Origin of the sequence: Actinomadura luteofluorescens, from assembly GCF_013409365.1 — a bacterium.
In the GTDB taxonomy this organism is placed as follows: domain Bacteria; phylum Actinomycetota; class Actinomycetes; order Streptosporangiales; family Streptosporangiaceae; genus Spirillospora; species Spirillospora luteofluorescens.
This window is the reverse complement of record NZ_JACCBA010000001.1, coordinates 9050106-9071607: the sequence shown is the minus strand read 5'-3', so window position 1 is coordinate 9071607 and position 21502 is coordinate 9050106. Positions and strand designations below refer to the sequence as shown.

The 21502-nt window shown below is 75.0% G+C and carries 23 protein-coding genes; 14 read left to right on the top strand and 9 right to left on the bottom strand.

The features are described 5' to 3' along the window. Positions 1–60: 60 nt before the first annotated feature. Positions 61–1035, top strand: a complete 975-nt coding sequence (locus tag BJY14_RS41715) for an anti-sigma factor RsbA family regulatory protein (RefSeq protein WP_179848632.1) — start codon at positions 61–63, stop codon at positions 1033–1035. Here the strand turns inward: BJY14_RS41715 and BJY14_RS41710 are convergent. Then, the gene (locus BJY14_RS41710) at positions 1028–1945 is read right to left on the bottom strand and encodes a phosphotransferase (protein ID WP_179848631.1); all 918 of its coding nucleotides are present in this window, start codon (positions 1943–1945) and stop codon (positions 1028–1030) included. The genes BJY14_RS41715 and BJY14_RS41710 overlap by 8 nt on opposite strands. Continuing rightward, positions 1866–2813: a DMT family transporter gene (locus BJY14_RS41705; protein ID WP_179848630.1), complete on the bottom strand. Its 948-nt coding sequence runs from the start codon at positions 2811–2813 to the stop codon at positions 1866–1868. Before BJY14_RS41705 ends, BJY14_RS41710 begins: the two co-directional genes overlap by 80 nt. 75 nt (positions 2814–2888) lie before the next feature. Between BJY14_RS41705 and BJY14_RS41700 the strand changes: the two genes are divergently transcribed. Beyond that, entirely contained in the window at positions 2889–3809 is a 921-nt protein-coding gene (locus BJY14_RS41700; protein WP_312879725.1) for a LysR family transcriptional regulator, read from the top strand. On the opposite strand, the gene BJY14_RS41695 is transcribed toward BJY14_RS41700, so the two are convergent. Further along, positions 3804–4334: a DUF2269 family protein gene (locus BJY14_RS41695; protein WP_179848629.1), complete on the bottom strand. Its 531-nt coding sequence runs from the start codon at positions 4332–4334 to the stop codon at positions 3804–3806. The two genes, BJY14_RS41700 and BJY14_RS41695, sit on opposite strands and share 6 nt — an antisense overlap. 245 nt (positions 4335–4579) lie before the next feature. Between BJY14_RS41695 and BJY14_RS41690 the strand changes: the two genes are divergently transcribed. The 5 genes from BJY14_RS41690 to BJY14_RS41670 all read left to right on the top strand — a co-directional run bounded on the left by BJY14_RS41690 (position 4580) and on the right by BJY14_RS41670 (position 9567). Continuing rightward, positions 4580–5023, top strand: coding sequence for a hypothetical protein (locus tag BJY14_RS41690; protein ID WP_179848628.1), 444 nt, complete (start codon positions 4580–4582; stop codon positions 5021–5023). Between the two features lie 62 nt (positions 5024–5085). Continuing rightward, positions 5086–5715, top strand: coding sequence for a GNAT family N-acetyltransferase (locus BJY14_RS41685; RefSeq protein WP_179848627.1), 630 nt, complete (start codon positions 5086–5088; stop codon positions 5713–5715). 294 nt (positions 5716–6009) lie between these two features. Continuing rightward, on the top strand, positions 6010–6792 hold the full coding sequence (locus BJY14_RS41680; protein ID WP_179848626.1) for an SAM-dependent methyltransferase: 783 nt from the start codon (positions 6010–6012) through the stop codon (positions 6790–6792). A 200-nt stretch (positions 6793–6992) separates the two neighbouring features. Next, positions 6993–8306, top strand: coding sequence for an acyltransferase family protein (locus BJY14_RS41675; RefSeq protein WP_179848625.1), 1314 nt, complete (start codon positions 6993–6995; stop codon positions 8304–8306). Positions 8307–8403: 97 nt separating this feature from the next. Next, entirely contained in the window at positions 8404–9567 is a 1164-nt protein-coding gene (locus tag BJY14_RS41670) for a PucR family transcriptional regulator (protein ID WP_218905832.1), read from the top strand. 7 nt (positions 9568–9574) lie between these two features. Here the strand turns inward: BJY14_RS41670 and ligA are convergent, their stop codons facing one another. The 4 genes from ligA to BJY14_RS41650 are packed head-to-tail and all read right to left on the bottom strand — an operon-like array spanning position 9575 to position 13688. Next, the gene (gene ligA / locus BJY14_RS41665; RefSeq protein WP_179848623.1) at positions 9575–11650 is read right to left on the bottom strand and encodes an NAD-dependent DNA ligase LigA; all 2076 of its coding nucleotides are present in this window, start codon (positions 11648–11650) and stop codon (positions 9575–9577) included. Positions 11651–11689: 39 nt separating this feature from the next. Further along, complete coding sequence (locus BJY14_RS41660; protein ID WP_218905831.1) at positions 11690–12589, bottom strand: alpha/beta hydrolase; 900 nt, start codon at positions 12587–12589, stop codon at positions 11690–11692. A gap of 11 nt (positions 12590–12600) precedes the next feature. Beyond that, positions 12601–13485: a DMT family transporter gene (locus BJY14_RS41655; protein WP_179848622.1), complete on the bottom strand. Its 885-nt coding sequence runs from the start codon at positions 13483–13485 to the stop codon at positions 12601–12603. After that, positions 13485–13688, bottom strand: a complete 204-nt coding sequence (locus BJY14_RS41650) for a hypothetical protein (protein WP_179848621.1) — start codon at positions 13686–13688, stop codon at positions 13485–13487. Before BJY14_RS41650 ends, BJY14_RS41655 begins: the two co-directional genes overlap by 1 nt. A gap of 174 nt (positions 13689–13862) precedes the next feature. Between BJY14_RS41650 and pfkB the strand changes: the two genes are divergently transcribed. The 7 genes from pfkB (at position 13863) to BJY14_RS41615 (ending at position 19014) form a co-directional block, all read left to right on the top strand. Then, complete coding sequence (gene pfkB, locus BJY14_RS41645) at positions 13863–14801, top strand: 1-phosphofructokinase (protein ID WP_179848620.1); 939 nt, start codon at positions 13863–13865, stop codon at positions 14799–14801. 44 nt (positions 14802–14845) lie between these two features. Next, the gene (mtlA, locus tag BJY14_RS41640) at positions 14846–16057 is read left to right on the top strand and encodes a mannitol-specific PTS transporter subunit IIC (protein ID WP_179848619.1); all 1212 of its coding nucleotides are present in this window, start codon (positions 14846–14848) and stop codon (positions 16055–16057) included. 16 nt (positions 16058–16073) lie between these two features. Continuing rightward, a complete protein-coding gene (locus tag BJY14_RS41635; protein ID WP_179848618.1) occupies positions 16074–16373 on the top strand; it encodes a PTS lactose transporter subunit IIB in 300 nt (99 codons plus the stop codon). Continuing rightward, positions 16366–16845 (top strand): PTS mannitol transporter subunit IIA, encoded by a 480-nt coding sequence (locus BJY14_RS41630; RefSeq protein ID WP_179848617.1) that lies wholly within the window; start codon positions 16366–16368, stop codon positions 16843–16845. Before BJY14_RS41635 ends, BJY14_RS41630 begins: the two co-directional genes overlap by 8 nt. Further along, complete coding sequence (locus tag BJY14_RS41625; protein ID WP_179848616.1) at positions 16842–17882, top strand: zinc-dependent dehydrogenase; 1041 nt, start codon at positions 16842–16844, stop codon at positions 17880–17882. The genes BJY14_RS41630 and BJY14_RS41625 overlap by 4 nt, the downstream gene beginning before the upstream one ends. An 11-nt stretch (positions 17883–17893) precedes the next feature. Further along, positions 17894–18172, top strand: coding sequence for an HPr family phosphocarrier protein (locus BJY14_RS41620; protein ID WP_179848615.1), 279 nt, complete (start codon positions 17894–17896; stop codon positions 18170–18172). Positions 18173–18252: 80 nt separating this feature from the next. Beyond that, positions 18253–19014, top strand: coding sequence for a DeoR/GlpR family DNA-binding transcription regulator (locus BJY14_RS41615; RefSeq protein WP_179849965.1), 762 nt, complete (start codon positions 18253–18255; stop codon positions 19012–19014). Positions 19015–19078: 64 nt separating this feature from the next. Here BJY14_RS41615 and BJY14_RS41610 read toward each other — a convergent pair whose 3' ends face one another. Both BJY14_RS41610 and BJY14_RS41605 read right to left on the bottom strand, forming a co-directional pair. Continuing rightward, positions 19079–20392 carry an ABC transporter substrate-binding protein gene (locus tag BJY14_RS41610; RefSeq protein ID WP_179848614.1) on the bottom strand — a complete coding sequence of 438 codons (1314 nt, stop codon included), beginning with the start codon at positions 20390–20392 and terminating at the stop codon, positions 19079–19081. Then, complete coding sequence (locus BJY14_RS41605; protein WP_179848613.1) at positions 20310–21500, bottom strand: branched-chain amino acid ABC transporter permease; 1191 nt, start codon at positions 21498–21500, stop codon at positions 20310–20312. Before BJY14_RS41605 ends, BJY14_RS41610 begins: the two co-directional genes overlap by 83 nt. Positions 21501–21502 lie beyond the last annotated feature (2 nt).

Here is a 21502-nt window from a genome sequence, read left to right as displayed (position 1 = left end):
TCCTGCGCGTATTCTCGGTCGAATGCACGAGACGGCGGCACCGGACGGAGCGACCGAACGATGAGCCTCAGGCCCGGCGGAACGGGCGTGGCACGCGAGGACGCGTTCGTCCACCCCGCGCTCTTCTACCGCGGCGACTCGGAGTACCTCGCGGGCACGGTGCCGTTCGTCCGCGCCGGCCTCGACGCGGGCGAGCCGGTGGCCGTGGCGGTCCCCGGCCCCCGCACGGCCCAGCTGAAGGGCGCCCTCGGCGCGGCGGCCGGCCAGGTGACCTGGGTCGACATGGCGGAGGCGGGCCGCAACCCCGGACGGATCATCCCGGGGGTGCTGCGGCACTTCGCCGACCGGCACGCCGGAGGCCGGGTGCGGATCATCGGCGAGCCGGTCTGGCCCGGCCGCTCGGCGACCGAGTACCCCGCCTGCGCCCAGCACGAGGCGCTGATCAACCTGGCCTTCGCGGGGCACGAGGCGACGATCCTGTGCCCCTACGACGTGGCCCGGCTGGACCCGGTGGCGATCGCCGACGCCCGCGCCACCCATCCGGTCGTGATCGACCGGTACGGCCCGCACCCGAGCGGCGACTACGCGCCGCACCGCGTCATCGGCCGCTACAACCTGCCGCTGCCCGAGCCGGCCGAGTCGGCCGGGGCGGTCGCGATGGCCTTCGACATCGACGCGCTCCCCCTCGTCCGCGAGTTCGCCTGCCACTGGGGGGCGCGGTTCGGCCTCGGCACCGGGGCCGTCGGCGACCTCGAACTCGCCGTGAACGAGCTGGCCGCCAACTCCTGCCTGCACGGCGGCGGTTCGGGCACCGCGCGGCTCTGGTCGGAGAACGGGCACGTGGTCTGCGAGGTCAGCGACGCCGGGACGATCATCGACCCGCTCGCCGGCCGCCGTCCCGCGGACATGAGCCCGAACGGCGGCCGCGGCATCCTCATGGTCAACCACCTGGCCGACCTGGTCCGCGTCCACACCGGTCCGGACGGCACCACGATCCGCGTCTACATGAGCACCCAGAGCCCCGGCCTCAGCTGAGGGCCCGGCCGATCCCGGCGATGGTCTCGGCGAGCAGCGCCTCCCGCCCGGTCGACGCGGCGTACTCGGCCAGCGTCGCGCTGAGGTTCAGCGCCAGGGTGCGCGCGGCGGCCTCCTGCTCCCCCGGCACCGGCCCGTACTCCGCGAGGAACGCCTCCCGCGCGGCGCCCTCGAACCCCGCGTAGGCCAGCGACAGGTCGACGGCCGGTGCGCCGAGGCAGACGTCCCCCCAGTCGATCACTCCCGCAGCCCGCCCGCCGGGGGTGAGCAGGAGGTGCCGGACGTGCAGATCTCCGTGGACGAGCACCGGTTCCCCGCCCGGCGCGGCCCAGCCTTGGGCCGCGGCCAGGAACTCACCGACGGCCGGGTCCCGTTCCCACACCCCTCGCGCGGCGATCGCGTCCAGGCGGCCGTGGGTGCGCGACGCGCGTTCGGCGGGGTCGGCGCGCCCCATCGGATCGACCGGCAGGCCCTTCCCCGCCTCCCGGGCCAGGGCCGGATCGTGCAGGGCCCGCAGGAAGGCCCCGGTCTCGGCGGCGAGCACGACCCGGTCCCCGTCCGGCGGCCGCACGTCGGCGAGTTCGCGGCCCGGGATGCGCCGCGCGCCCCAGAACGGCCAAGGGAAGTCGTCCGACGGCCCCCCGACGAAACGCGGCACGGGCACCGGCAGCGGCAGCCGGGGCGCGAGGACGGGCAGCACCGCGATCTCGCGCTCGACCCCGCCGATCGCCATCCGCCGGCGCGGGAAGCGGAACACCCAGTCCCCGCCGACGAGGAAGACGGTGTTGTCCCAACCGGTGGCCAGCCGCTCCACGGGGGCGCCGCGCAGCTCAGGGAACCTCCGCCCGATCAGCGCGCTCGCCAGTTCGGGCGTCGCCTCGTGCTCGGGGGCCCATTCCGGAGTCGTCACGCGGGGAGACGCTACCCCTGCCGGCCAGCCGGATCGCGGTGACGACGAGACCGCACCCGGCGAGCTGGGCGAGGGCGGGCCGCTCGCCGAGGATCACCGCGCCGAGCGCGACCGCCAGCACCGGCTGGAGGAGCAGGAGGGCCCCGGCGACGTCGGCGCCGAGGCGGGGCAGCGCCGCGCCGATCAGCATCCAGCCGCACACCTGTCCCGTCACGGCCAGCACGGCGAGCCAGCCGAGGGCGGGCCAGCCCGGCGCGAGGTCGACGCCCTGCCACGGCCCGCCGATCGCGAGGGAGGCCGCCCCCGCGCCCAGCGTCGCCAGGAGGACGGGCTGCGCCCGGTGCTCCTGGCCGTGCCCGGCGAGGCGGGTGAGGAAGAGGTAGCCGCCGTAGGCCAGCCCGGCACCCGCGCCGAACAGCGATCCGAGCACCGGGTCCGTCCCGCTCGTGCCGTGCCCCGCGATGCCGCCGGCCAGCGCGACCCCGGCCAGCAGCACCGGCACGGCCGGCGCGAAGGCCCGTGAGGGCCGCTCCCCGAACACCGCGAACGCCAGCAGCGGGACCACGGCGACCTGGACGTTCACCAGCACCGTCGCGATTCCCGCCCCGACGCCGTCGATCGACGCGCCCCACAGCACGAAGTCGGCGCCGAGCAGCAGCCCCGCGATAACGTCGACCCCGGCGCGGCGCCGCGGTCCCGTCCGGCGCCGCTCCCAGAGGGCCAGGGGCACCAGCACCGGCAGCGCGAGCGCGCACCGGAAGAACGCGGCCGTCCCAGACGAGACGCCGGACAGCCGGAACAGGATCGCCGACACCGAGATGAACGCGGCACCGGCGATCAGGAGCAGCCGCGGATCGATCCGTCGCATGCGCACCACGCTGCCGTCTCGCGACTACTTAGCACAAGCGAATGTTTTTAAGCTAAAACCGGTAACATCGCTACTGTGACACTCAACGTTGAGCGCATGCGCGCCTTGCACGCGGTGGCCGTGCACGGGTCGATCGCGGCCGCCGCCGAGGCCATGCACGTGACGCCCTCGGGGGTGTCGCAGCAGCTCGCCAAGCTGGAACGCGAGACGGGCCACTCCCTGCTCGAACCGCAGGGCAGGGGCGTCCGGCTCACTCGAGCCGGGCACGTCCTGGCCGGGCACGCCGAGCGGGTGATGGCCCAGCTGGCCGCCGCCGCGGCCGAGCTCGACGGGCTGAGCGAGGCCGCCGCCGGACCGCTGCGGCTCGGCGCGTTCGTGACGGCGGCGCGCTCGGTGCTCCCCGCCGCGCTCACCACGCTGCGCGAGCGGCACCCCGGGCTCACCCCGACCCTGCTGGAGGCGGAGACCGAGCACATCCTGCCCGCCCTCGCGCGCGGCGACATCGACGTCGCGGTCGTCGAGAGCTGGGACACCCTCGTCACGCCGTTCCCCGCGTCGGTGTCGAACGTCCTGCTGTCGTCCGACGTCATCGACCTGGCGCTGCCAGCCGGACACCCGCTCGCCCGGCGCCGCGCGGTCGCCCTGGACGAGCTGCGCGGGATGCGCTGGGCCTCGTGGACGGCGGGCGGCACCTGCGACCAGCAGCTCGTGCAGACGCTGCGCGAGCACAACGTGGAGCCCGACATCGTCTGCAACGTCGCCGACTACCCGACCCAGCTGGCCTTCGTGGCGGCCGACCTCGCCGCCGCGCTCATCCCCCGGCTCGGCCGCGACCCGGTACCGCACGGGGTCCGCATCGTCGCGACCAGGCCCGCCATCCGCCGCAAGATCTACGCGACGTGGCAGGCCGGGTCGGACCGGCCGGCGGTCCGGGCGTGCGTGGAGGCGCTGCGGGCGGTCGCCGAGCGCCTGCCTGACGGGCGGCCCGCTTCATGAGCGGGCGCGCCGCCGCCCGACGCGGCCGCGGGGCTTGAACACCGACAGTGCGGTGGCGGTGAGCAGCATCGCGAGCTGGCAGGAGACCACCGCGACCTGCTCCCACTGCCGCCCGGCGGCCGCGGGCGCCCCGCCCGCGGTCGCGTCCGCCATCGCCCCGGGCGTGAACAGCAGCATCCCGGCGAGGATCACGGCGATCAGCAGCACCAGCTTGGCGAGCACCCAGTAGTGCCGCGCCAGGCCCCACGCGCTGCCGATGGCGAGCGCGACGCCGGTGACCAGGGCGGTGAGGCTGAGCGGGATGCCTCCCCCGAACACCAGCACGCCCATCAGGCGGTAGGCGGAATGCGCGAGCGTCGCGTCGTCGGTCAGCGCGGCGGTGAGGTTGAGCAGCACGAGGCCCCACACCTCCCCCAGCAGCGCGACGGAGGCGACGACGTGCACGACGGTGACGGTCTTGCGGACCGGCGGCCGCGGCCGCCACCACTGCCCGGCGGCCGCCGGCCGCGACTGGACGGTCGACATCTCAGCTCTCCCGGTTCTCTCGACGACGTCCCGATCGTGCAGCGGCGGCACCGGGGGCGTCGTCGTCCGTCCGGAGGCTTTCCGGCTGCCCCACCGGCGGCATTCGCCGCCTGGGCGCCTGCTCCCCGCGCGGTAGACAACCTCCCGCGCCGGCATGACGAGACTTGACCCGGCGATCGGGTGTAGAGGCGAATCGGCGGGAATGATGCCCTGCGCCCGGTCTTCCGACTGTTTGTGGGGACACGATGCGTCTTCTTGCTCGCGCTCACCAGATGCCCGTCCGGCTGGCCGTCGGCGCGTTCGTCCTGAACTCGGGCCTGTCGAAGCTCCAGGGACTGGACGCGGCGGCCGAAGAGACCCACGGGACGGCGAAGGCCGCCTACCCGTTCCTGGAGTCGCAGGACCCGCGGGACTTCACCCGCACGCTCGGCAGGGCGGAGGTCGCGCTCGGCACCGCGCTGCTGGTGCCGCTGGTGCCCTCCCTCATCGCGGGCGCCGCGCTCACCGCGTTCTCGGCCGGGCTGACCGGCCTGTACCTGCGGCTGCCCGGCACGCGGCAGGAGGGCGGGCTGCGCCCCTCCCCGCAGGGCATCCCGCTGGCGAAGGACACCTGGCTGGTCGGGATCGGCGCCTCGCTCGTCCTGGAGGAACTGGCCAAGTCGCGGGCCGAGCGCCGCTGCCGCGCGTGAGCCCGCTTGACTCGGGGCCGCGCCCCCGGTGAGGATCGGCGCGTCCCCGAGGAGGCCGCGCCATGACGTCCGAGCCCCGCTCGTCCCCCCTCGTCCGCGTGGCGGACGACGCCGACGCCGCACCGATCGCGACCGTCCTCGGGCGCGCCTTCGACGACGACCCGGTGTGGCGCTGGCTCCTGCCTGACGACGCCTCCCGCGTGCGGCGGATGACCGCGTTGTTCGGCATCCTGCTGCGGCGGGTGCACCTCCCCCACGGGGCCGTCGAGACCACCGGGCGCGGGGACGATGCAGAGGCCGCCGCGCTGTGGGACCCGCCCGGCATGTGGAGCGTGCCCCTGAGGTTGCAGGCGGCCCACGCCCTGCCGCTGCTGCGCATCCTGGGGGCCAGGACACCCGCCACCCTCCGCACCCTCGGCGCGATCGAGAAGCACCACCCGCGCGGGCCGCACTGGTACCTGGCAGTACTCGGCACCGATCCCCCCGCGCAGGGCAACGGCCTGGGCGCGGCACTGCTGCGGTCACGGCTCGACCGCTGCGATACCGAAGGTCTACCCGCCTACCTGGAGTCGTCCAAGGAGCGGAATGTCCCTTACTACGAGCGATTCGGCTTCCGGGTGACGCGCGAGCTGCCGCTGCCGGGCAAGGGGTGCCCGCCGGTCTGGCTCATGTGGCGCGACCCCGGACGGTGACCCGGAGGGCCCTCCACTGCGAATCGGCGTCTTCGGTTAAGTGCTTGTCATGGCCGGAAAAGGCCAGTCGCGCGCCGGTGCCCGCGCGCGGACGCACCGGCGCCGCGATCGCCCGCCGCAGAACCGGGCGGGGGTGCGCCAAACCCGGATGGCCCCATGCGGCCATGTGTCCGGTGGGTTTCGGACGGTCCACCGGCCGCGGCCGCCCCCGGGCCCGCCGCGGCCGCCTACCGTCGTAAGTGAGCCATTGCACCGATCCCCTCTGGTGAAGGCGACAGGTGAAGCACCATGCCCATGGCCGGGACGAGGGCGCCGGAGTCCACCCCGCTCGCCCTGCACAGGCCGGGTCCGGCACGCGTCCAGGACTACCTCCTCGGCGGCAAGGACAACTACGCGTCCGACCGCGACCTCGCCCAGGGGATCCTGCGGCTCCTGCCGCAGGCGGCGGCCGCCGCCCGCGCCGCCCGCCGCTTCCTCGCCGGCTCCGTGGCGCTGCTCGCCGGACGCGGCGTGCGGCAGTTCGTCGACCTCGGCTGCGGCCTGCCGAGGACCGACAACCTGCACCAGATGGCCGCGGGCCGCGCCGGCGGCGCCCGCGTCGTGTACGTCGACCACGACCCGCTCGTCATCGCCCACGCCCGCGCGCTGCTCGTCGACGGCGGCAACGTCGCGGCGCTGCGGGCCGACATCCGCGACCCGGCCGCGGTCATGGGCAGCCCCGAGGTGCGGCGGCTGATCGACCCGGCGGAACCGGTCGCGCTGGTGTTCTCCTGCGTCCTGCACTTCGTCCCCGGCGCCGGGGACCTCGTCGCCGACCTCGCGGCGGCCACGGCGCCCGGCAGCGCGCTGGTCGTCTCGCACGCCACCGCCGACTTCGCCCCCGGCCCGGTCACCGAGGCCGCGCGGCTCTACCGCGAGGGGACCTCGGTCCCGGTGCACCCGCGCGGCGGCGCCGAGATCGCGCGGCTGCTCGGGCCGTTCCGCCCGCTGCCGCCCGGGGTGACGCCGCTGCCCGGCGAAGGGCCCGCCGGTCCGGGCGAGAAGCCGGTCCTGTACGGCGCCGTCGCCGTCCGCTGACGCGAACTGTGGATTAGATCACATTTTCCCCGCCGGGCCGGGCCCGGCGGAGCCCTCCGGTTCGCCGCGCCTGCCCTGCTCTCGCCGCTCATCCGGCGTCCCCGGCCCGTGACGCTGTGTCAGGCAGCGGCTGCCGCGATTAAGAGAAATCTCATTAGCCCGTTAGAAACGGTAACGGTTCGGCCCCTATGGTGGCCCGGATGCCGACGAACACCCCGACCCCTGACACGACGATCGGCGCTCCCCGGGCGAAGGCGCGCATGGGCTGGCTGGACGCGCTGCGCGGCCTCGCCGCCCTGGTGGTGGTGTTCGAGCACTCCCTGGACGTGCTGCTGCCCGAGGTCCGCCGGGCGACCGGCCCGTGGTTCGACTTCGGCCGGTACGGGGTCTTCGTGTTCTTCCTCGTCAGCGGCTACGTGGTGCCGTTCTCCCTGGAACGGCGCGGCAGCGTCCGGCAGTTCTGGGCCGGGCGGTTCTTCCGGCTGTACCCGGCGTGGGGCGTGTCGGTGGTGCTGGCCCTGCTGCTCGGCGCGGCCGGGCTCTCCTACGGGCTGCCCGCCGCGATCGGCGACCGGCCCTGGGCGTCGGCGCTGGCGCACCTGACGATGCTCCAGGACCTGCTGGGCGTCCCGAACGTCGTCAACGTGTTCTGGACGCTGTCCTACGAGATGGTCTTCTACCTGCTCGTGACCGCGATGTTCGTCGCCGGCGTGCACCGCGCCAGCGCGCGGGTCGCCCTCGGCTTCGGCGTGGGCGCGGCCATCCTCGGGGTCGCGCTGCCGTCCGGGCTGCTGGCCTCCCGCTGGCCGGGCGGGACGATCCTCGCCGCCGCGCTGCTGCTCGCCGGCGGCCTGGCCGCCATGGTCAGCCGGCGCCGCGGGCTGCGGCGGACGGGCGTCGCGGTCGTGGCCGTGCTGGCCCTCGTCCTGCTCGTGCTGAACAGCCGCATCGGCGCCATCGAGAGCCTGTGCATCATCGCCACCATGTTCGCCGGGACCGCGATCCGCGGCATCCACGACGGGCGGCTCCGGCTCTGGCCCGCCGCGGCGATGGTGGCGATCGTCCCCGTCCTGTCGCTGACGGCGGGCATGCGCACCCCGACCAGCTGGGCCCTGCACGCCAACCCGAACCCCCTCGGGCCGGACTGGTCCATCGCCGTGGGCGCCGCGTGGCTGACGTTCCTGGGCGGCCTCGCCCTGCGCAACCGCTCCATGCCGCGCGTCCTGGTGTGGCTCGGCCTGGTCAGCTACTCGGTCTACCTGCTGCACCCGCTGGTCATCCAGGCGATCTGGCACGCCGCCGGACGCGACACCTGGGGGCTGTCGGCGCCGGTCCGGGCGGCCTGGGGCGTGGTGCTGCTGGCGACCGTCCTCACCTCGGCGGCGCTGGCGCACCGCTACGTCGAACGGCCGGCGCAGAACCTCGGCCGCCGCCTGACGGCGCGGCGGCGGTCCCCCGCGGTCCCCGCGGCCGCCTCCACGGCCGCCTCCACGGCGCAGCCCGTCCACCCCTGACCTCCCTCCCGGCGGTGATGACAGCGTTCGCTTTCTTGCCTAGGGTGATTCGCCCGAACCCACCCCGCCGATCGGACAACGGATGACAGATGGGCCGATGCCCGCCGAGCTGCCCGACGTGCTGCGGCAGCACCTCCAGGCCGCCGTGGACGAGATGGAGCGGGAGATCCGCGACCAGGTCCCCGAGTACGCGAGCGCCGACGGGGGCGAGTACGCCCGGAAGGTGGAGCGGACGGTCAGCGACACCGTCGCGTTCTTCGTGGACTCCGTCGACCATCCGACCTCGGACCCGCGCAGGATCACCGAGCTGTACATGCGGCTCGGCGAGGAGGAGGCGCGGCACGGCCGTAGCCTGGCCGCGCTGCAGAACGCGATGCGCGTGAGCAGCCAGGTCGCCTGCCGCCGGTTCATCAAGGACGCCTACCGGCTCGGCTGGTCGCGCGAGACGCTGGGCCGGCTCACCGACTCGCTGTTCCTGCTGCTGGCACGGGCCGCCGACGCCGCGGCGCAGGGCTACGCCCGCGAGCAGGGCCAGCTGGCGACCGAGCGGGAGCGCCGCCGCGACCGGCTCCGCGACCTGCTGGTCGCCGAGCCCCCGCCCGGGCACGAGGCGATCTCCGAACTGGCGGTCGCCGCCCGCTGGGAGCTGCCGAAGAGCATCGCGCTGGTGGCGCTGCCGGCGGGGGCGCCCGCCGGGGCCCGGATCCTGCCGCCCGCCGTGCTGGCCGACTGGGAGGCGCCGATCCCCTTCCTCGTGGTGCCCGACCCGGAGGGCCCCGGCCAGGACCGGCTGTGGCCGGCGCTGCGCAGGCTCGGCACCTCGGCGCTCGGCCCGACCGTCCCGATCGGGCAGGGCGCGGTGTCGCTGCGCTGGGCCCGCAACGCCCTGACCCTGGCGGAGCGGGGGCTGCTGCCTGGCGACGGCCCCTTCCGGTGCGCCGACCACATCGCGGCCCTGGCCACGCTCGCGGCGGACGAGCTGGTCGGCGCGACCGCCGAGGCCGCCCTCGGGCCGCTGCTGGAGCTGCCGCCGGCGCGCCGGCAGCCGCTCGCCGAGACGCTGCTGACCTACCTGCAGTGCGGCGACAACGCCGTGATCGCCGCGGAGCGGCTGCACATCCACGAGCAGACCGTCCGGTACCGGCTGCGCCGCATCACCGAGCTGACCGGCGGCCGGTTCACCGAGCCGGACGGCCGGCTCGACCTGATGCTGATGCTGAGCTGGCTGGTGCGGACGGGCCGCGCCGAACGGACGGCGTAGCCGCGGCTCACAGGAAGGCGGCGACGCGGGCGGCGAACTCCTCCGGCGTGACGATCTCGATGCCGAGCGCCTCCGCCCTGGCCTTCTTGGACCCGGCCCTCTCCCCCGCGACGAGCAGGGACGTGCGGGCCGACACCGACGAGGACGCCGTGCCGCCGGCGCGCTCGATCAGCTCGTTCACCTGGTTCCGCGACAGGCCGCCGAGCGGGCCGGTCATCGCTCCGGTGGCGACCACCGACATCCCGGTCAGGGGGGCCGCGGCGCCGGCCCCGGCCTGCCCGGCCTCCCGCGCGGCGGGCCCCGCGGCGCCCGGCTCGGTCATGGTGACCCCGGCCGCGGCGAGCTTGTCGATCAGCGGGGCCAGCTCGGCGATCTCGGCGACCAGGACCGCGGCGCGCTCCGGCCCGACGCCCTCGACCTCCTGGAACGCCTCGGCGTCGGCGGCGCGGATCGCGTCCATCGTGCCGAAGTGGCGGGCGATGCGGCGCGACATCGACCGGCCGGTGCCGCGCACGCCGAGCGCGCAGAACACCTTGCTCAGCGGCTTGGCCTTGGCGCCCTCGATCGCGGCGAGAAGAGCGGTGGTGCTGGTCTCGCCCATCCGCTCCAGGGCGATGACCTGGTCGTGGGTGAGGGTGAACAGGTCGGCGAAGTCGCTGATCAGCCCCGTGGCGATGAGCTGGTCGATGCGACCCTCGCCGAGGCCCTCGATGTCGAACTGGTCGCGGGCCACCGCGTAGCGCAGGGACACGACGGCGTGGCAGGCGCGCCCCCGCACGCACCGCCAGCGCTGCTGGGAGGCGTCGATCCCGTCGCCGCAGCGCGGGCAGGCCGCCGGGATCTCGATGGGCCGCTCCTCGCCGGTGCGCAGGTGGACGACGGGCGCCTCCACGCGCGGGATGACGTCGCCCGCCTTGTAGACGGTGACGTGGTCGCCGATCATCAGGCCGCGCCGCCCGATGTCGGCGGCGTTGTGCAGGGTCGCGTAGGTGACGGTGGAGCCGTCCACCTCGACCGGTTCCAGGACGGCGCGGGGCGCGATGACGCCGGTGCGGCCGACGTTCCACTCCACGTCCAGCAGCCGGGTGATCTTCTCGACCGCGGGGAGCTTGTAGGCGATCGCCCAGCGCGGGGCGCGGGAGGACAGGCCGGCGTCGGCCTGGTCGGCCGCCGCGTCCGCTTTGATCACGATGCCGTCGATGCCGAAGTCCAGCCCGGCGCGCAGCGCGGCGATCTCCTCGACCCGTTCCAGCACCCGGCCGATCGACGTCGCGACGATCCCCGGGGCGGACGTCGCGGCGGTGGTGTTGGCGCCGAGGCCGGCGACCAGCTCCATGACCTGGCTGTGCGGCAGGTCGCGCAGGAGCCCGGCCGTCTCGCCGTCGGTGCCGTCCAGCGGGAGGGCACCGTAGGCGAAGAAGGTCATCTCCACCTTGTAGGGGTGGTCCCTGGTGCGCAGGGACCCGGCGGCGGCGCTGCGCGGGTTGGCGAACGTCGACCCCACGGCGGCGACGCGGGCGGCGTTGGCGGCCTCGAACTGGGCCCGCGTCATCAGCACCTCGCCGCGCAGCTCCACGGTGAGCGGCCGGGCGAGGCGTCCCGGCAGGCCGAGGATCATGCCGGTGCAGTGCGAGACGTCGTCCCCGGCGGCGCCGTCGCCCCGCGTCACCAGCCGGACGAGGCGCCCGCCGCGGTACCGGGCGGAGATCGCCATGCCGTCGAGCTTCGGTTCCACGCTCCACTCCGCGACCTCGCGGCCGAGCCTGCGGGCCAGCCGCGCCGCCCACGTCTCCAGGCCCTCGGCGGAGAACACGTTGTCCAGGCTCAGCATCGGGACGGTGTGCGGGACGTCGCCGACCACCGCTCCCCCGGCGACCTTGCCCGTCGGGGACTCGGGCAGCACCTCGTCCGGATGCTCGGCCTCGTAGGCGGCGATGCCGCGCACCAGCCGGTCGAAGGCGTCGTCGTCGAGCGGCGAGTCGCCCTCGCCGTAGTAGGCGGCGGAGGCCGCGACGGCGGTCTGGACGGCGGCGGCGTAGGCCGCCCGGTCGCCGATCTCGGTGCGGGCCGGGGTGTCGCTCATGACGCCATCATGCCCGGTACCGCCGAAGTTCCCAGGTGGTCAGCGGGCGCCCAGGCGGTGCCCGAGAAACGCCAGTTCGCGGCGGAGCTGCCGCCGCCAGAAGGCCGCGTCGTGACATCCGTCCCCCAGCCCGCCCTCGGGGCGGACCCGGTCGCGGAACTCGCGCACCCGGTCGGCGAACGGGTCGCTGGTGCCGCAGTCGACGCGCAGCGGGACGCCCCTCAGCTCGTCCGGCGCGGCGAAGACGTCGTTGCGGGCGTAGTCCGCCGCATCGTCGAACGAGCGGCGGTTGGTGGCGGCCGCGTCCTGGTAGGAGGCGAACAGGGCCGGGGACGCGGCGACCACGGCGGCCGTGCGGGCGGGGCCGAGGCGGCGGGCCAGCACGAGGGCGCCGTAGCCGCCCATCGACCAGCCGATGGCGCCGACGCGGCCGGTGCGGGCGCCGCGTTCCCGCAGCCGCGGCAGCAGCTCGTCCACGATCATGCCGACGGGGTCGTCGCCGCTCGCGCGGGGATGCCAGTAGGTGGAGGACCCGCCGTCCACGCTCACCAGCGTGAACGGGGGGACGCCGCCGTTGGCGACGGCGTCGGGCAGGTAGTGGTCCAGGGCCAGGCCGCGCACGAGGGAGGAGCCGTCCTCGCCGGTGCCGTGCAGGGCGACGACCACCGGCAGGCCGCGCGGCGACCGGTTCGCGGCGGGCGGGACGACGGTCGCGGTGACGGTCGTCCGGCGATGCGCGGAACGCCAGGTCATCGTCTCGGTCCGGACGGACGCGGGCGGCGGCGCCGGGACGTCCCCGCACCTGCCGAGCGCGCGGTCCAGCCGGACCTTGCCGGGGACGGTCCCGCTCTCCACCAGCGCGTAGCCGGTGCCGCCCGTGGCCGCGACGGCTCCGAGGCCGCCGAGCCCGCCGAGGACGAGGGCGCGTCGGGTGATCACGGAGGATCCTTTCAGGAGGGTTCGGGCACCGTATCGCCCTCGCGGGACGCGTGCGCGGACCGCGACAGCAGCGCGACGCCCGCGGTGAGCAGGAGCACGCTGAACGACAGGGCCGTGAAAGCCGCGGCCGTCCGGGGCGGCAGCGTCTGGAAGGCGAAGGCGGCCACGAGGTAGGACGCGATGGGGTTCGTCATCGTCATCGCGGTCATGGCGGCGGGCAGCGATCCGGCCGCGAACGCCCGCTGCTCGATGACCAGGCCGAGCAGCGTGCTGCCCGCCAGCGCGTAGCCGGGCCAGTCCACCGCGGTGGCCGCGACGCCGCGGTCGACCAGGTCGGCGGTGGTGAGCTTGATCAGGACGGCGGTCGCCGCGAAGCACAGGCCGGCGCAGACGCCGAGCAGCGCGGCCCGGACCGGGCCCTTGCGCAGCCACGCCGCCCGGGACAGCACGACGACGATCGGCGCGGCGACGAGCCCGGCGAGCAGGATCCGCGGCCGGGAAGGCTCGCCCTGCGGCGGGATCGCTCCCGGGACCGTGAACAGGACGGCGAGGCCGGCGGACACGGCGATGCCGCCGAGCAGGTCCAGGCGCGCGGGCGGGCGTCCCGTGCCGATCGTGCCGAGCACGATCGTGAAGACCAGCTGGGTGACCAGCAGCGGCTGGACGACGGCCGTCGAGCCGAAGTGCAGCGCGACGGCCTGCGCGCAGAACCCGCCGAGGTTGACCCCCCATCCGGTCAGCCACACCGGGTCGCGGACGAGCCGGCGGATCAGCCCGTGGGCGGCGGAGGCGTCCGAGACGCCGTGCACGGCCCGTCTCGCGGCCCGGTACTGCAGAGCCGCCGCCGCGGCGAACAGGAACGCCGCGAGCAGGCTGAAGCCCACCGACCAGGCCATCAGAGCGCCCCAGTCTGCGCGCCGCCGCCGGTACCGGTGCCTGCCGCGCCGTGCGCGCCGCGGTCCCCGCTGAACGCGTGGGTGAACACCCGGTACACCACCAGGACGGCCAGCCCGGCGGCGATCTCCCGCGCGGCCGGCGCGGCCCGTCCCCCGTCCCGCTCGCCCTCCGTCCCGGACGCGACCGCCTCGCTCCGGCTCACGCCGCCCCTCCCGCCTCGCGCATCGCCCCGCCCACCACGGATCATCCTTCCCGCCATCGGACGGGACGACCATGACGGCCCGTTCGCTCTTGACCCGGAGAGAAAACGGAACTAAAACAAGAGAAACCAACTCAAACAGAAGGGAAGCCACATGGAGCCCGGAGCGGTCGGCGCATGATCGTGACGGTGACGCTCAACCCGAGCCTCGACCGCACGATCGAGGTCGACGTGCTGACCCGCGGCGCGGTCATCCGGGCCCGGTCCGCGCGGCTGGACCCGGGCGGCAAGGGCGTCAACGTGTCCCGGGCGCTGCTGGCCAACGGCGTCGCGTCCGCCGCCGTGGTCGCGGTGGGCGGCGCGGACGGCGACCAGCTGCGCCGGCTGCTGGAGACCGAGGGCATGCGGGTGCACGCCGTCCGCGCCCACGGGCGGACCCGGTCCAACGTCACCATCGTCGAGCCCGGCGGCGTCGTCACCAAGCTGAACGAGCCCGGCGGCCCGCTGTCGGCCGGGGAACTGGACGAGGCCGCCGCCGCGGTCGCCGCCGCGGCCGGCTCCGCGAGCTGGGTCGTCGGCTGCGGCAGCCTGCCGCCCGGCGTCCCGGACGGCACCTACGCGCGGATGTGCCGCCGGTTCGCGTCGGGCGGCGTCCGCGTCGCGGTCGACACCAGCGGCCCGGCCCTGCGCGCCGCCGTCGCCGCCTCGCCCGACCTGGTCAAGCCCAACCGGGAGGAGCTCGCGGAGGCCGCGGGCGGCCCGGTCGACACCGTGGCCGACGCGGTCGAGGCGGCCGGGCAGCTGCGGGCGTGGGGGGCCCGCGCGGTCCTGGTCAGCCTCGGCGCGCAGGGCGCGGTGCTCGTCGACGACGACGGCGTCCTCACCGGCGAGGCGCCCGTCGCCCATCCGCGCAGCACCGTCGGCGCCGGCGACGCCCTGCTCGCCGGGTTCCTCGCCGCGGGCGCCCGCGGGCCCCGCGCGCTCGCCGAAGGCCTCGCCTGGGGCGCGGCCGCCGTGCGGCTGCCCGCCAGCCGCATGCCGGGCGCCTCCGACGTGCGGCGCGACATCGTCCGCATCCATCCGCGACCCGACCTCGCCCGTCCCCTGCCCACCTGACACCGCAGCACCCACCCCCACCCCCCGAACGACAGGAGGCCGAGATGGCCACCACCTACACCCCGGAGCCCGCCGGGAGCGGCATCCGCGCGAACATCCAGCGGCTCGGCGGCCGGATGGCCGCGATGGTGATGCCGAACATCGGCGCGTTCATCGCCTGGGGCCTGATCACCGCCCTGTTCATCCCGACCGGCTGGCTGCCGAACAAGGAGCTCGGCGAGCTCGTCGACCCGATGATCAAGTTCCTGCTGCCGCTGCTCATCGGCTACACCGGCGGCCGGATGGTGCACGGCCAGCGCGGCGCCGTCGTCGGCGCGGTCGCCACCGTCGGCATCGTCGTCGGCGCCGAGGTGCCGATGTTCCTCGGCGCGATGATCACCGGGCCGCTCGCCGCGTACCTGCTGCGGCTGTTCGACGGCCTCGTGCAGGACCGCGTCCGGACCGGGTTCGAGATGCTGGTCGACAACTTCTCCGCCGGGATCGTCGGCGCCGCGATGGCCGTCGCGGGCAACCGGGTCATCGGCCCGGTCATGAACACCTTCACCGAATGGGCCGGCGACGGCGTGGGATGGCTGGTCGACCACGACCTGCTGCCGCTCACCTCCCTGCTCATCGAGCCGGCGAAGGTGCTGTTCCTCAACAACGCCGTCAACCACGGGGTGCTCGGGCCGCTCGGCGTCCAGGAAGCCGCACAGCACGGCAAGTCCGTGCTGTTCATGCTGGAGTCCAATCCGGGGCCGGGTCTCGGCGTCCTGCTCGCCTACTGGTTCTTCGGGCCGCGGCGGCTGCGCCCGAGCGTCCCGGCGGCCGCCGTCATCCACTTCTTCGGCGGCATCCACGAGATCTACTTCCCGTACATCCTGATGAAGCCGCGGATGATGCTGGCCGCGATGGCGGGCGGCGTGACCGGAGTGGCGATCTTCGTGGCCACGGGCGCCGGGCTCGTGGCGACCCCGTCGCCGGGCAGCATCTTCGCCTACCTCGCGCAGACGCCCCGCGGCGCCGGCAACTGGGTCGGCGTCTACACCGGCCTGGTCGCCTCCGCGGCCGTCTCCTTCGGCGTCGGCGCCGCCCTGCTCGGCTTCGGCAAGCTGGCCGAGTCCGACCCGGAGGACGGCGACCCCGCGGCCGGCGAGGGGGAGGGCGCCGCGGAGGAGAGCGCCGCCGACAAGAGCGCCACGAAGGAGAGCACCGACGAGCAGACCGGCCCGCAGGAGCCCGCCGACGGCGCGGCCCGGGAAACGACCGCCCACTGACGGAAGGCGCACCACGATGAACGGCAAGGACATCCGCAAACTCGTCATCGCCTGCGACGCCGGGATGGGCAGCAGCGTCATGCTCGCCGGGCAGCTCCGCAAGGCGCTGCGCAAGCAGGACGTCGCGGTCGAGCACACGCCCGTCGACGCGATCCCCGCGGACGCCGACGTGGTCGTCTGCCACACCGGGCTCGCGGCCCGCGCCCGGCGCGGCGCCGGCGGCACACCGGTGATCCCGTTCGAGGTCTACCTCGGCGACCCCGCCGTCGACCGGCTGGTCAAGGCGATCAAGGACGGCGGTGAGGTCGATGCCTGACGGCGCCGCCGGCCTGCTCGCCCCGGACGCGATCCGGCTCGACGCGCGGGCCGGCGGCCGCGACCACGCCGTCCGGGTCTGCGGGCAGGTGCTCGTCGACGCGGGCGCCGTCGAGCCCGGCTACATCGACGCGATGCTGGAGCGTGAACGCTCCATCTCCACCTACCTCGGTGAGGGCGTGGCGATCCCGCACGGCACGTCCGGGGGCCGCGACCTCATCCACCGCGACGCCCTCGCCGTCGTCCGCTTCCCGGAGGGGACGGACTGGAACGGCGAGACCGTCACCGTCTGCATCGCGATCGCGGCGCGCGGCGACGGCCACATGGAGATCCTCGCCGAGCTGGCCCAGGTCCTCATGGACCCGGACCGGGCCCGCGCGCTGCGCGAGGCCACCGGCGCCGAGCAGGTCCTCGCCCTGCTCGCCCCGCCGGCCGAGGACGAGCAACCGACAGGACAGGGACACACCGCATGAAGGTCGCCCGCTTCTACGCCCCCGCCGACATCCGCCTGGAGGACGCCCCCGAACCCGAGCCCGGCCCGGGCGAGCTGAAGATCCGCGTCCGCAACTGCTCGACCTGCGGTACCGACGTCAAGATCTCCCGGTTCGGGCACCACCACATCGTCCCGCCGCGGGTGATGGGCCACGAGATCGCCGGCGAGGTCGTCGAGGCCGGGGCGGGCGCCGGGGACTGGGCCGCGGGCGACCGCGTCCAGGTGATCGCGGCGATCCCGTGCGGGCGGTGCGCCGAGTGCCGCCGCGGCCGGATGACGGTCTGCGCCGCGCAGGAGTCGATGGGCTACCACTACGACGGCGGGTTCGCCGAGTACATGATCGTCCCGGCGAAGGTGCTCGCGGTGGACGGGGTGAACCGGATCCCGGACGGCGTCTCGTTCGCCGAGGCCTCGGTCGCCGAGCCGCTCGCCTGCGTGCTGAACGGGCAGGAGCTGGCCCGGGTCGGCGAGGGCGACGACGTCGTGGTGTTCGGCTCGGGTCCGGTCGGCTGCCTGCACGTGCGGGTCGCGCGGGCCCGCGGCGCCGCCCGCGTCTTCCTCGTGGAGGTCAACGCCGAGCGGCTGCAGCGGGCCGCCGCGCTCGTCAAGCCGGACGCCGCGCTCGACGCGGGCGCCGTCGACGTCGTCGAGGAGATCCTCGAACGCACCGGCGGGCGCGGCGCCGACGTCGCGATCACCGCCGCGGCGTCGGGCGCCGCGCAGGGCCTGGCGCAGCGGCTCGTCGCGCCCGGCGGCCGGGTCAGCCTGTTCGGCGGCCTGCCCAAGGACGACCCGGTCGTCCCCGTCGACGCCAACCGCGTCCACTACCGGGAGCTGTCCCTGGTCGGCGCGAACGGGTCGAGCCCCGCGCACAACGCCCGCGCGCTGGAGATGATCGGGTCCGGGCGGGTCCCCGTCGAGGACCTCATCACCCACCGGCTCCCGCTGGACGCCCTGCACGACGCCCTCGACCTGGTCACCCGGGGCGCCGCCATCAAGGTCACGATCGAACCCTGAAGGAGACGGCCATGTCCGAACGAAACGTCGTCGTCGCCGCGGCGCAGGGGCTGCACGCCCGCCCCGCGCAGTTGTTCGTCCAGGCGGCGGCGCGCCAGCCGGTGCCGGTGACCATCCGGATCGGGGACGGCGCGCCCGTCAACGCGAGCAGCATCCTCGGCGTGCTGTCGCTCGGCGCGCGGCACGGGACGGAGGTGACCCTGTCCGCCGAGGGGGACGGGGCGGCCGGCGCGCTGGACGAACTCGCGGGCCTGCTCGCCCGCGATCTGGACGCCGAGCAGCCCGCCTGACCGTCCTGCGAGCCCCGGCACGGCGGCCCCGGCACAATGGACGCACCGGGACGTAGATGGAACAGGTGGGGACGACGGTCATGTACGCCGAGGAACGGCAGCAGGCGATCCTTGCGCTGGCGCGCTCGAAGGGCCGGGTGGACGTGGTCGCGCTCGCCGAGGAGTTCTCGGTCACGACCGAGACGATCCGCCGCGATCTGACCGTGCTGGAGCGGGCCGGAACGGTCCGGCGCGTGCACGGCGGCGCGATGCCCGTCGAACGGCTCGGCTTCGAGCCGGAGCTGGCGGCGCGGGACGCGGTGATGACGGAGGAGAAGCAGCGCATCGCCAAGGCGGCGCTGGAGGAGCTGCCCGCCGACGGTTCGGTCATCGTGGACGCCGGGACGACCACCTCCCGGTTCGTGCAGCTGCTGCCGACCGACCGCGAGCTGACCGTGATCGTGAACTCTCCGCCGCACGCCGCGGTGCTGGCGACCCGCCCCAACCTCACCGTGATCATCCTCGGCGGGCGGGTGCGCGGCCGCACGCTCGCCACGGTGGACGACTGGGTGCTGCGCCCGCTCGCCGACCTCTGGGTGGACGTGGCGTTCATGGCGACCAACGGCTGCTCGATCGAGCGCGGGCTGACCACCTCCGACCAGGCCGAGGCCGCCGTGAAGCGGGCGATGATCGCCTCGTCCCGGCGGCGGGTGCTGCTCGCCGACCGCACCAAGATCGGGCATGACCACCTCGTGCGGTTCGGCGACCTCGCCGACATCGACGTGCTGATCACCGACAGCGGCCTGGACACCGACCTCGCCGCCGACATGGCCGCCGCGGGCCCGGAGGTCGTCCGCGCCTGAGGCGGGCGGCGGCCGGGCGGGCCGCGCCGTCCCACGCCGGAGCGCGCGGGACGGCGGGAACCCGTCAGCCCGCGGCGGGGACGCCGCCCGCGGGCGCCTGCGGCTGCGGGGCCGTGTAGGGCTGGATCGGCCCGTCACCGTCGTCGGTGGTCAGCGGCTGCCCCTGGGGCACGACGTTCTGCCCCTTGATCGTGCCGATGACCGCCCCGGTGTACCCGGCGTGCGAATCCGCGCCGTAGGCGAACGGGACCACGCCCGGACCCGTGAAGCGCGACTTCTCCAGCGCCTCCACGATGCCCTTGCGGGTCGGGTTCTTCCCGGCCGCCTGGAGCGCCTGCACGAAGGTGTAGGCGACCGACATCCCGTACACGATGTTGCCGTTGAACGGCAGCTTCGGGATGTACTGGCCGTGGATCCTCTTGAACAGCGCCGTCCAGCTGTTGGCGGCGTCGCCCGGCGCGGCGAGGTAGCCGTCGGTCACCATCCCCTGGATGAGCGGGCTGCCCTCGACCTCGCTGCCGCCCTTCTTCGCGAAGCTCTCCAGCAGCCCCGTGAGGGTGATCGGGTCGGACCCGACGTTGCTGACGACGAACGTCGGCTGGAAGTTCAGCTTCAGCGAGGCGAGGCGGAACAGCGCCGTGTACGTGGGGATGCTGAACATCACGACGACGTCCGCCTTGGACTGCGCGATCGCCTGCGCCTGCGCGCCGATGTCGGTGCTGCCCGGCTGGTAGGACTGCCGGGAGACGACCTGGTCCTTGGGGATGTACTTGTCGAGGCCCTTCACCCCGTCCTGGCCGAAGTCGTCGTTCTGGAAGAAGTAGGCGACCTTCTTCCCCGCGTAGGCCTTCTTGACGTGGTCGCCGAGGATCTTGCCCTCGCGGATGTAGTCGACCTGCCAGCCGAACGTCTGCGGGTGCTCGTCCGGCCGGTCCCAGCAGCCGCAGCCGGACGCGACGAACAGGTCCGGGACGCGCTGGGCGTTCAGGTAGTCGACCACCTTGGAGTGCGTGGGCGTGCCCAGCCCGTTGAAGATCGCGAAGACCTTGTCCTGGAGGACGAGCTTCTGCGTCACGCTCACGGTCTGCGTCGGGTTGTAGGCGTCGTCGACGTACCTGTAGACGATCTTGCGTCCGTGCACGCCGCCGTTCGCGTTCACGTAGTCGAAGAACGCCTTGGACGCCGCGGAGTTGGCGCTGTACCCGGGCGCGGCGGGCCCGGTCAGCGGCTGGTGGCTGCCGATCGTGACGGTGGTGGCGGTCACGCCGGGCGCCGCCGACCCGCCGCCCCCTCCGTCACCGCCGCAGCCGCTCGCCGCGGCCGCCAGCGTCACCGCGGTCGTCAGGGCGAGCGCCCGCCTCGTCCGGGGTCGCTTCATCTGCTCCTCCTGGGTGCGTTGTGGTGGGCCCCGATGTGTCGCTCGGCGCCGGAGCGCGCGGCCCGGGAGCCCGGTCGCGCCTCCCGCGTGCGCGGCGCCGGACGGCGCCGCCGAGGTCGCGCAGCCCGCCCTGGACGCCGCGCGGGAAGGCCAGCGTCACCACGATGAGGACGAGGCCGTAGATGGCGAGGGGCAGGTTCGACGCGATGTCGTGGGAGAGGCCGGACGAGGACGACAGGTCCGCCGCCCAGGTCGGCACGTAGACCAGGATCAGCGCGCCCCACACGGCGCCCGGCAGGCTGCCGAGCCCGCCGATGACGATCGCGGCGATGAGCTGGAGGGACAGCGTGAGCGGGAAGGCGCCCGGCGCGGCCAGCGTGGCGACCACGGCGAGCAGCCCGCCGGCGAGCCCGGCGCAGGCCGCCGAGACGACGGTCGCGGCGATCCGCAGCCGGGCCACGCGGACCCCGCTGAGCGCGGCGGCGATCTCGTCGTCGCGGCTGGCGCGCAGCGTCCGCCCGAACCGGCCGCGGGTCAGGTTGGCGAGCAGGAACAGGGTGACGACGGCGCCGAGGCAGCAGATCCACGCCTGCCAGCGCTCCAGCGGGAACGCCTCGCCGAGCGCGGCGGGCGGGACCGGCGGGACGATCGTCAGCCCGTTCTGGCCGCCGAGCACGCCGGTGAGCGGCTCGTAGTTGGCGAGCCCGGGCAGCCCGACGGCGAAGGCGAGGGTGGCGCCGGCCAGGTAGGGGCCGTGCAGCCGGGCGGCGACGGCGCCGACCACCGCGCCCGCGGCGGCGGTGGCCCCGGCCGCCGCCGGCAGGACCGCCGCGAGCGGCCAGCCCCAGTGCCCGATGACCAGCGCGGCGGTGTAGGCGCCGACCGCCATGAACGCGCCGTGCCCGAGGGAGATCTGCCCGCCGAGCCCGGTCAGCACCGTCAGGCCGGCGACCGCGCAGGTGAGGTAGGCGGCCTGCGCGATCTGCAGGTCCCGGTAGGGGGCGGCGGCCGTGGTCAGGGCGTACAGGGCGGCGAGCGCGAGGGCGGCGCAGGCCGCGTGCCGGGTCAGGGTGGAGCGGCGCAGGGCGCTTCGCACGGGCGCGGTCACGG

Bases quoted from the DNA above. Each gene is read 5' to 3' on its own strand.
- BJY14_RS41695 (WP_179848629.1), bottom strand. From the start codon at position 4,334: ATGTCGACCGTCCAGTCGCGGCCGGCGGCCGCCGGGCAGTGGTGGCGG.
- mtlA (WP_179848619.1), top strand. From the start codon at position 14,846: ATGGCCACCACCTACACCCCGGAGCCCGCCGGGAGCGGCATCCGCGCG.
- BJY14_RS41705 (WP_179848630.1), bottom strand. From the start codon at position 2,813: ATGCGACGGATCGATCCGCGGCTGCTCCTGATCGCCGGTGCCGCGTTC.
- BJY14_RS41655 (WP_179848622.1), bottom strand. From the start codon at position 13,485: ATGGCCTGGTCGGTGGGCTTCAGCCTGCTCGCGGCGTTCCTGTTCGCC.
- BJY14_RS41715 (WP_179848632.1), top strand. From the start codon at position 61: ATGAGCCTCAGGCCCGGCGGAACGGGCGTGGCACGCGAGGACGCGTTC.
- pfkB (WP_179848620.1), top strand. From the start codon at position 13,863: ATGATCGTGACGGTGACGCTCAACCCGAGCCTCGACCGCACGATCGAG.
- BJY14_RS41615 (WP_179849965.1), top strand. From the start codon at position 18,253: ATGTACGCCGAGGAACGGCAGCAGGCGATCCTTGCGCTGGCGCGCTCG.
- BJY14_RS41625 (WP_179848616.1), top strand. From the start codon at position 16,842: ATGAAGGTCGCCCGCTTCTACGCCCCCGCCGACATCCGCCTGGAGGAC.
- BJY14_RS41670 (WP_218905832.1), top strand. From the start codon at position 8,404: ATGCCCGCCGAGCTGCCCGACGTGCTGCGGCAGCACCTCCAGGCCGCC.
- BJY14_RS41675 (WP_179848625.1), top strand. From the start codon at position 6,993: ATGCCGACGAACACCCCGACCCCTGACACGACGATCGGCGCTCCCCGG.
- ligA (WP_179848623.1), bottom strand. From the start codon at position 11,650: ATGAGCGACACCCCGGCCCGCACCGAGATCGGCGACCGGGCGGCCTAC.
- BJY14_RS41635 (WP_179848618.1), top strand. From the start codon at position 16,074: ATGAACGGCAAGGACATCCGCAAACTCGTCATCGCCTGCGACGCCGGG.
- BJY14_RS41610 (WP_179848614.1), bottom strand. From the start codon at position 20,392: ATGAAGCGACCCCGGACGAGGCGGGCGCTCGCCCTGACGACCGCGGTG.
- BJY14_RS41630 (WP_179848617.1), top strand. From the start codon at position 16,366: ATGCCTGACGGCGCCGCCGGCCTGCTCGCCCCGGACGCGATCCGGCTC.
- BJY14_RS41620 (WP_179848615.1), top strand. From the start codon at position 17,894: ATGTCCGAACGAAACGTCGTCGTCGCCGCGGCGCAGGGGCTGCACGCC.
- BJY14_RS41680 (WP_179848626.1), top strand. From the start codon at position 6,010: ATGGCCGGGACGAGGGCGCCGGAGTCCACCCCGCTCGCCCTGCACAGG.
- BJY14_RS41690 (WP_179848628.1), top strand. From the start codon at position 4,580: ATGCGTCTTCTTGCTCGCGCTCACCAGATGCCCGTCCGGCTGGCCGTC.
- BJY14_RS41685 (WP_179848627.1), top strand. From the start codon at position 5,086: ATGACGTCCGAGCCCCGCTCGTCCCCCCTCGTCCGCGTGGCGGACGAC.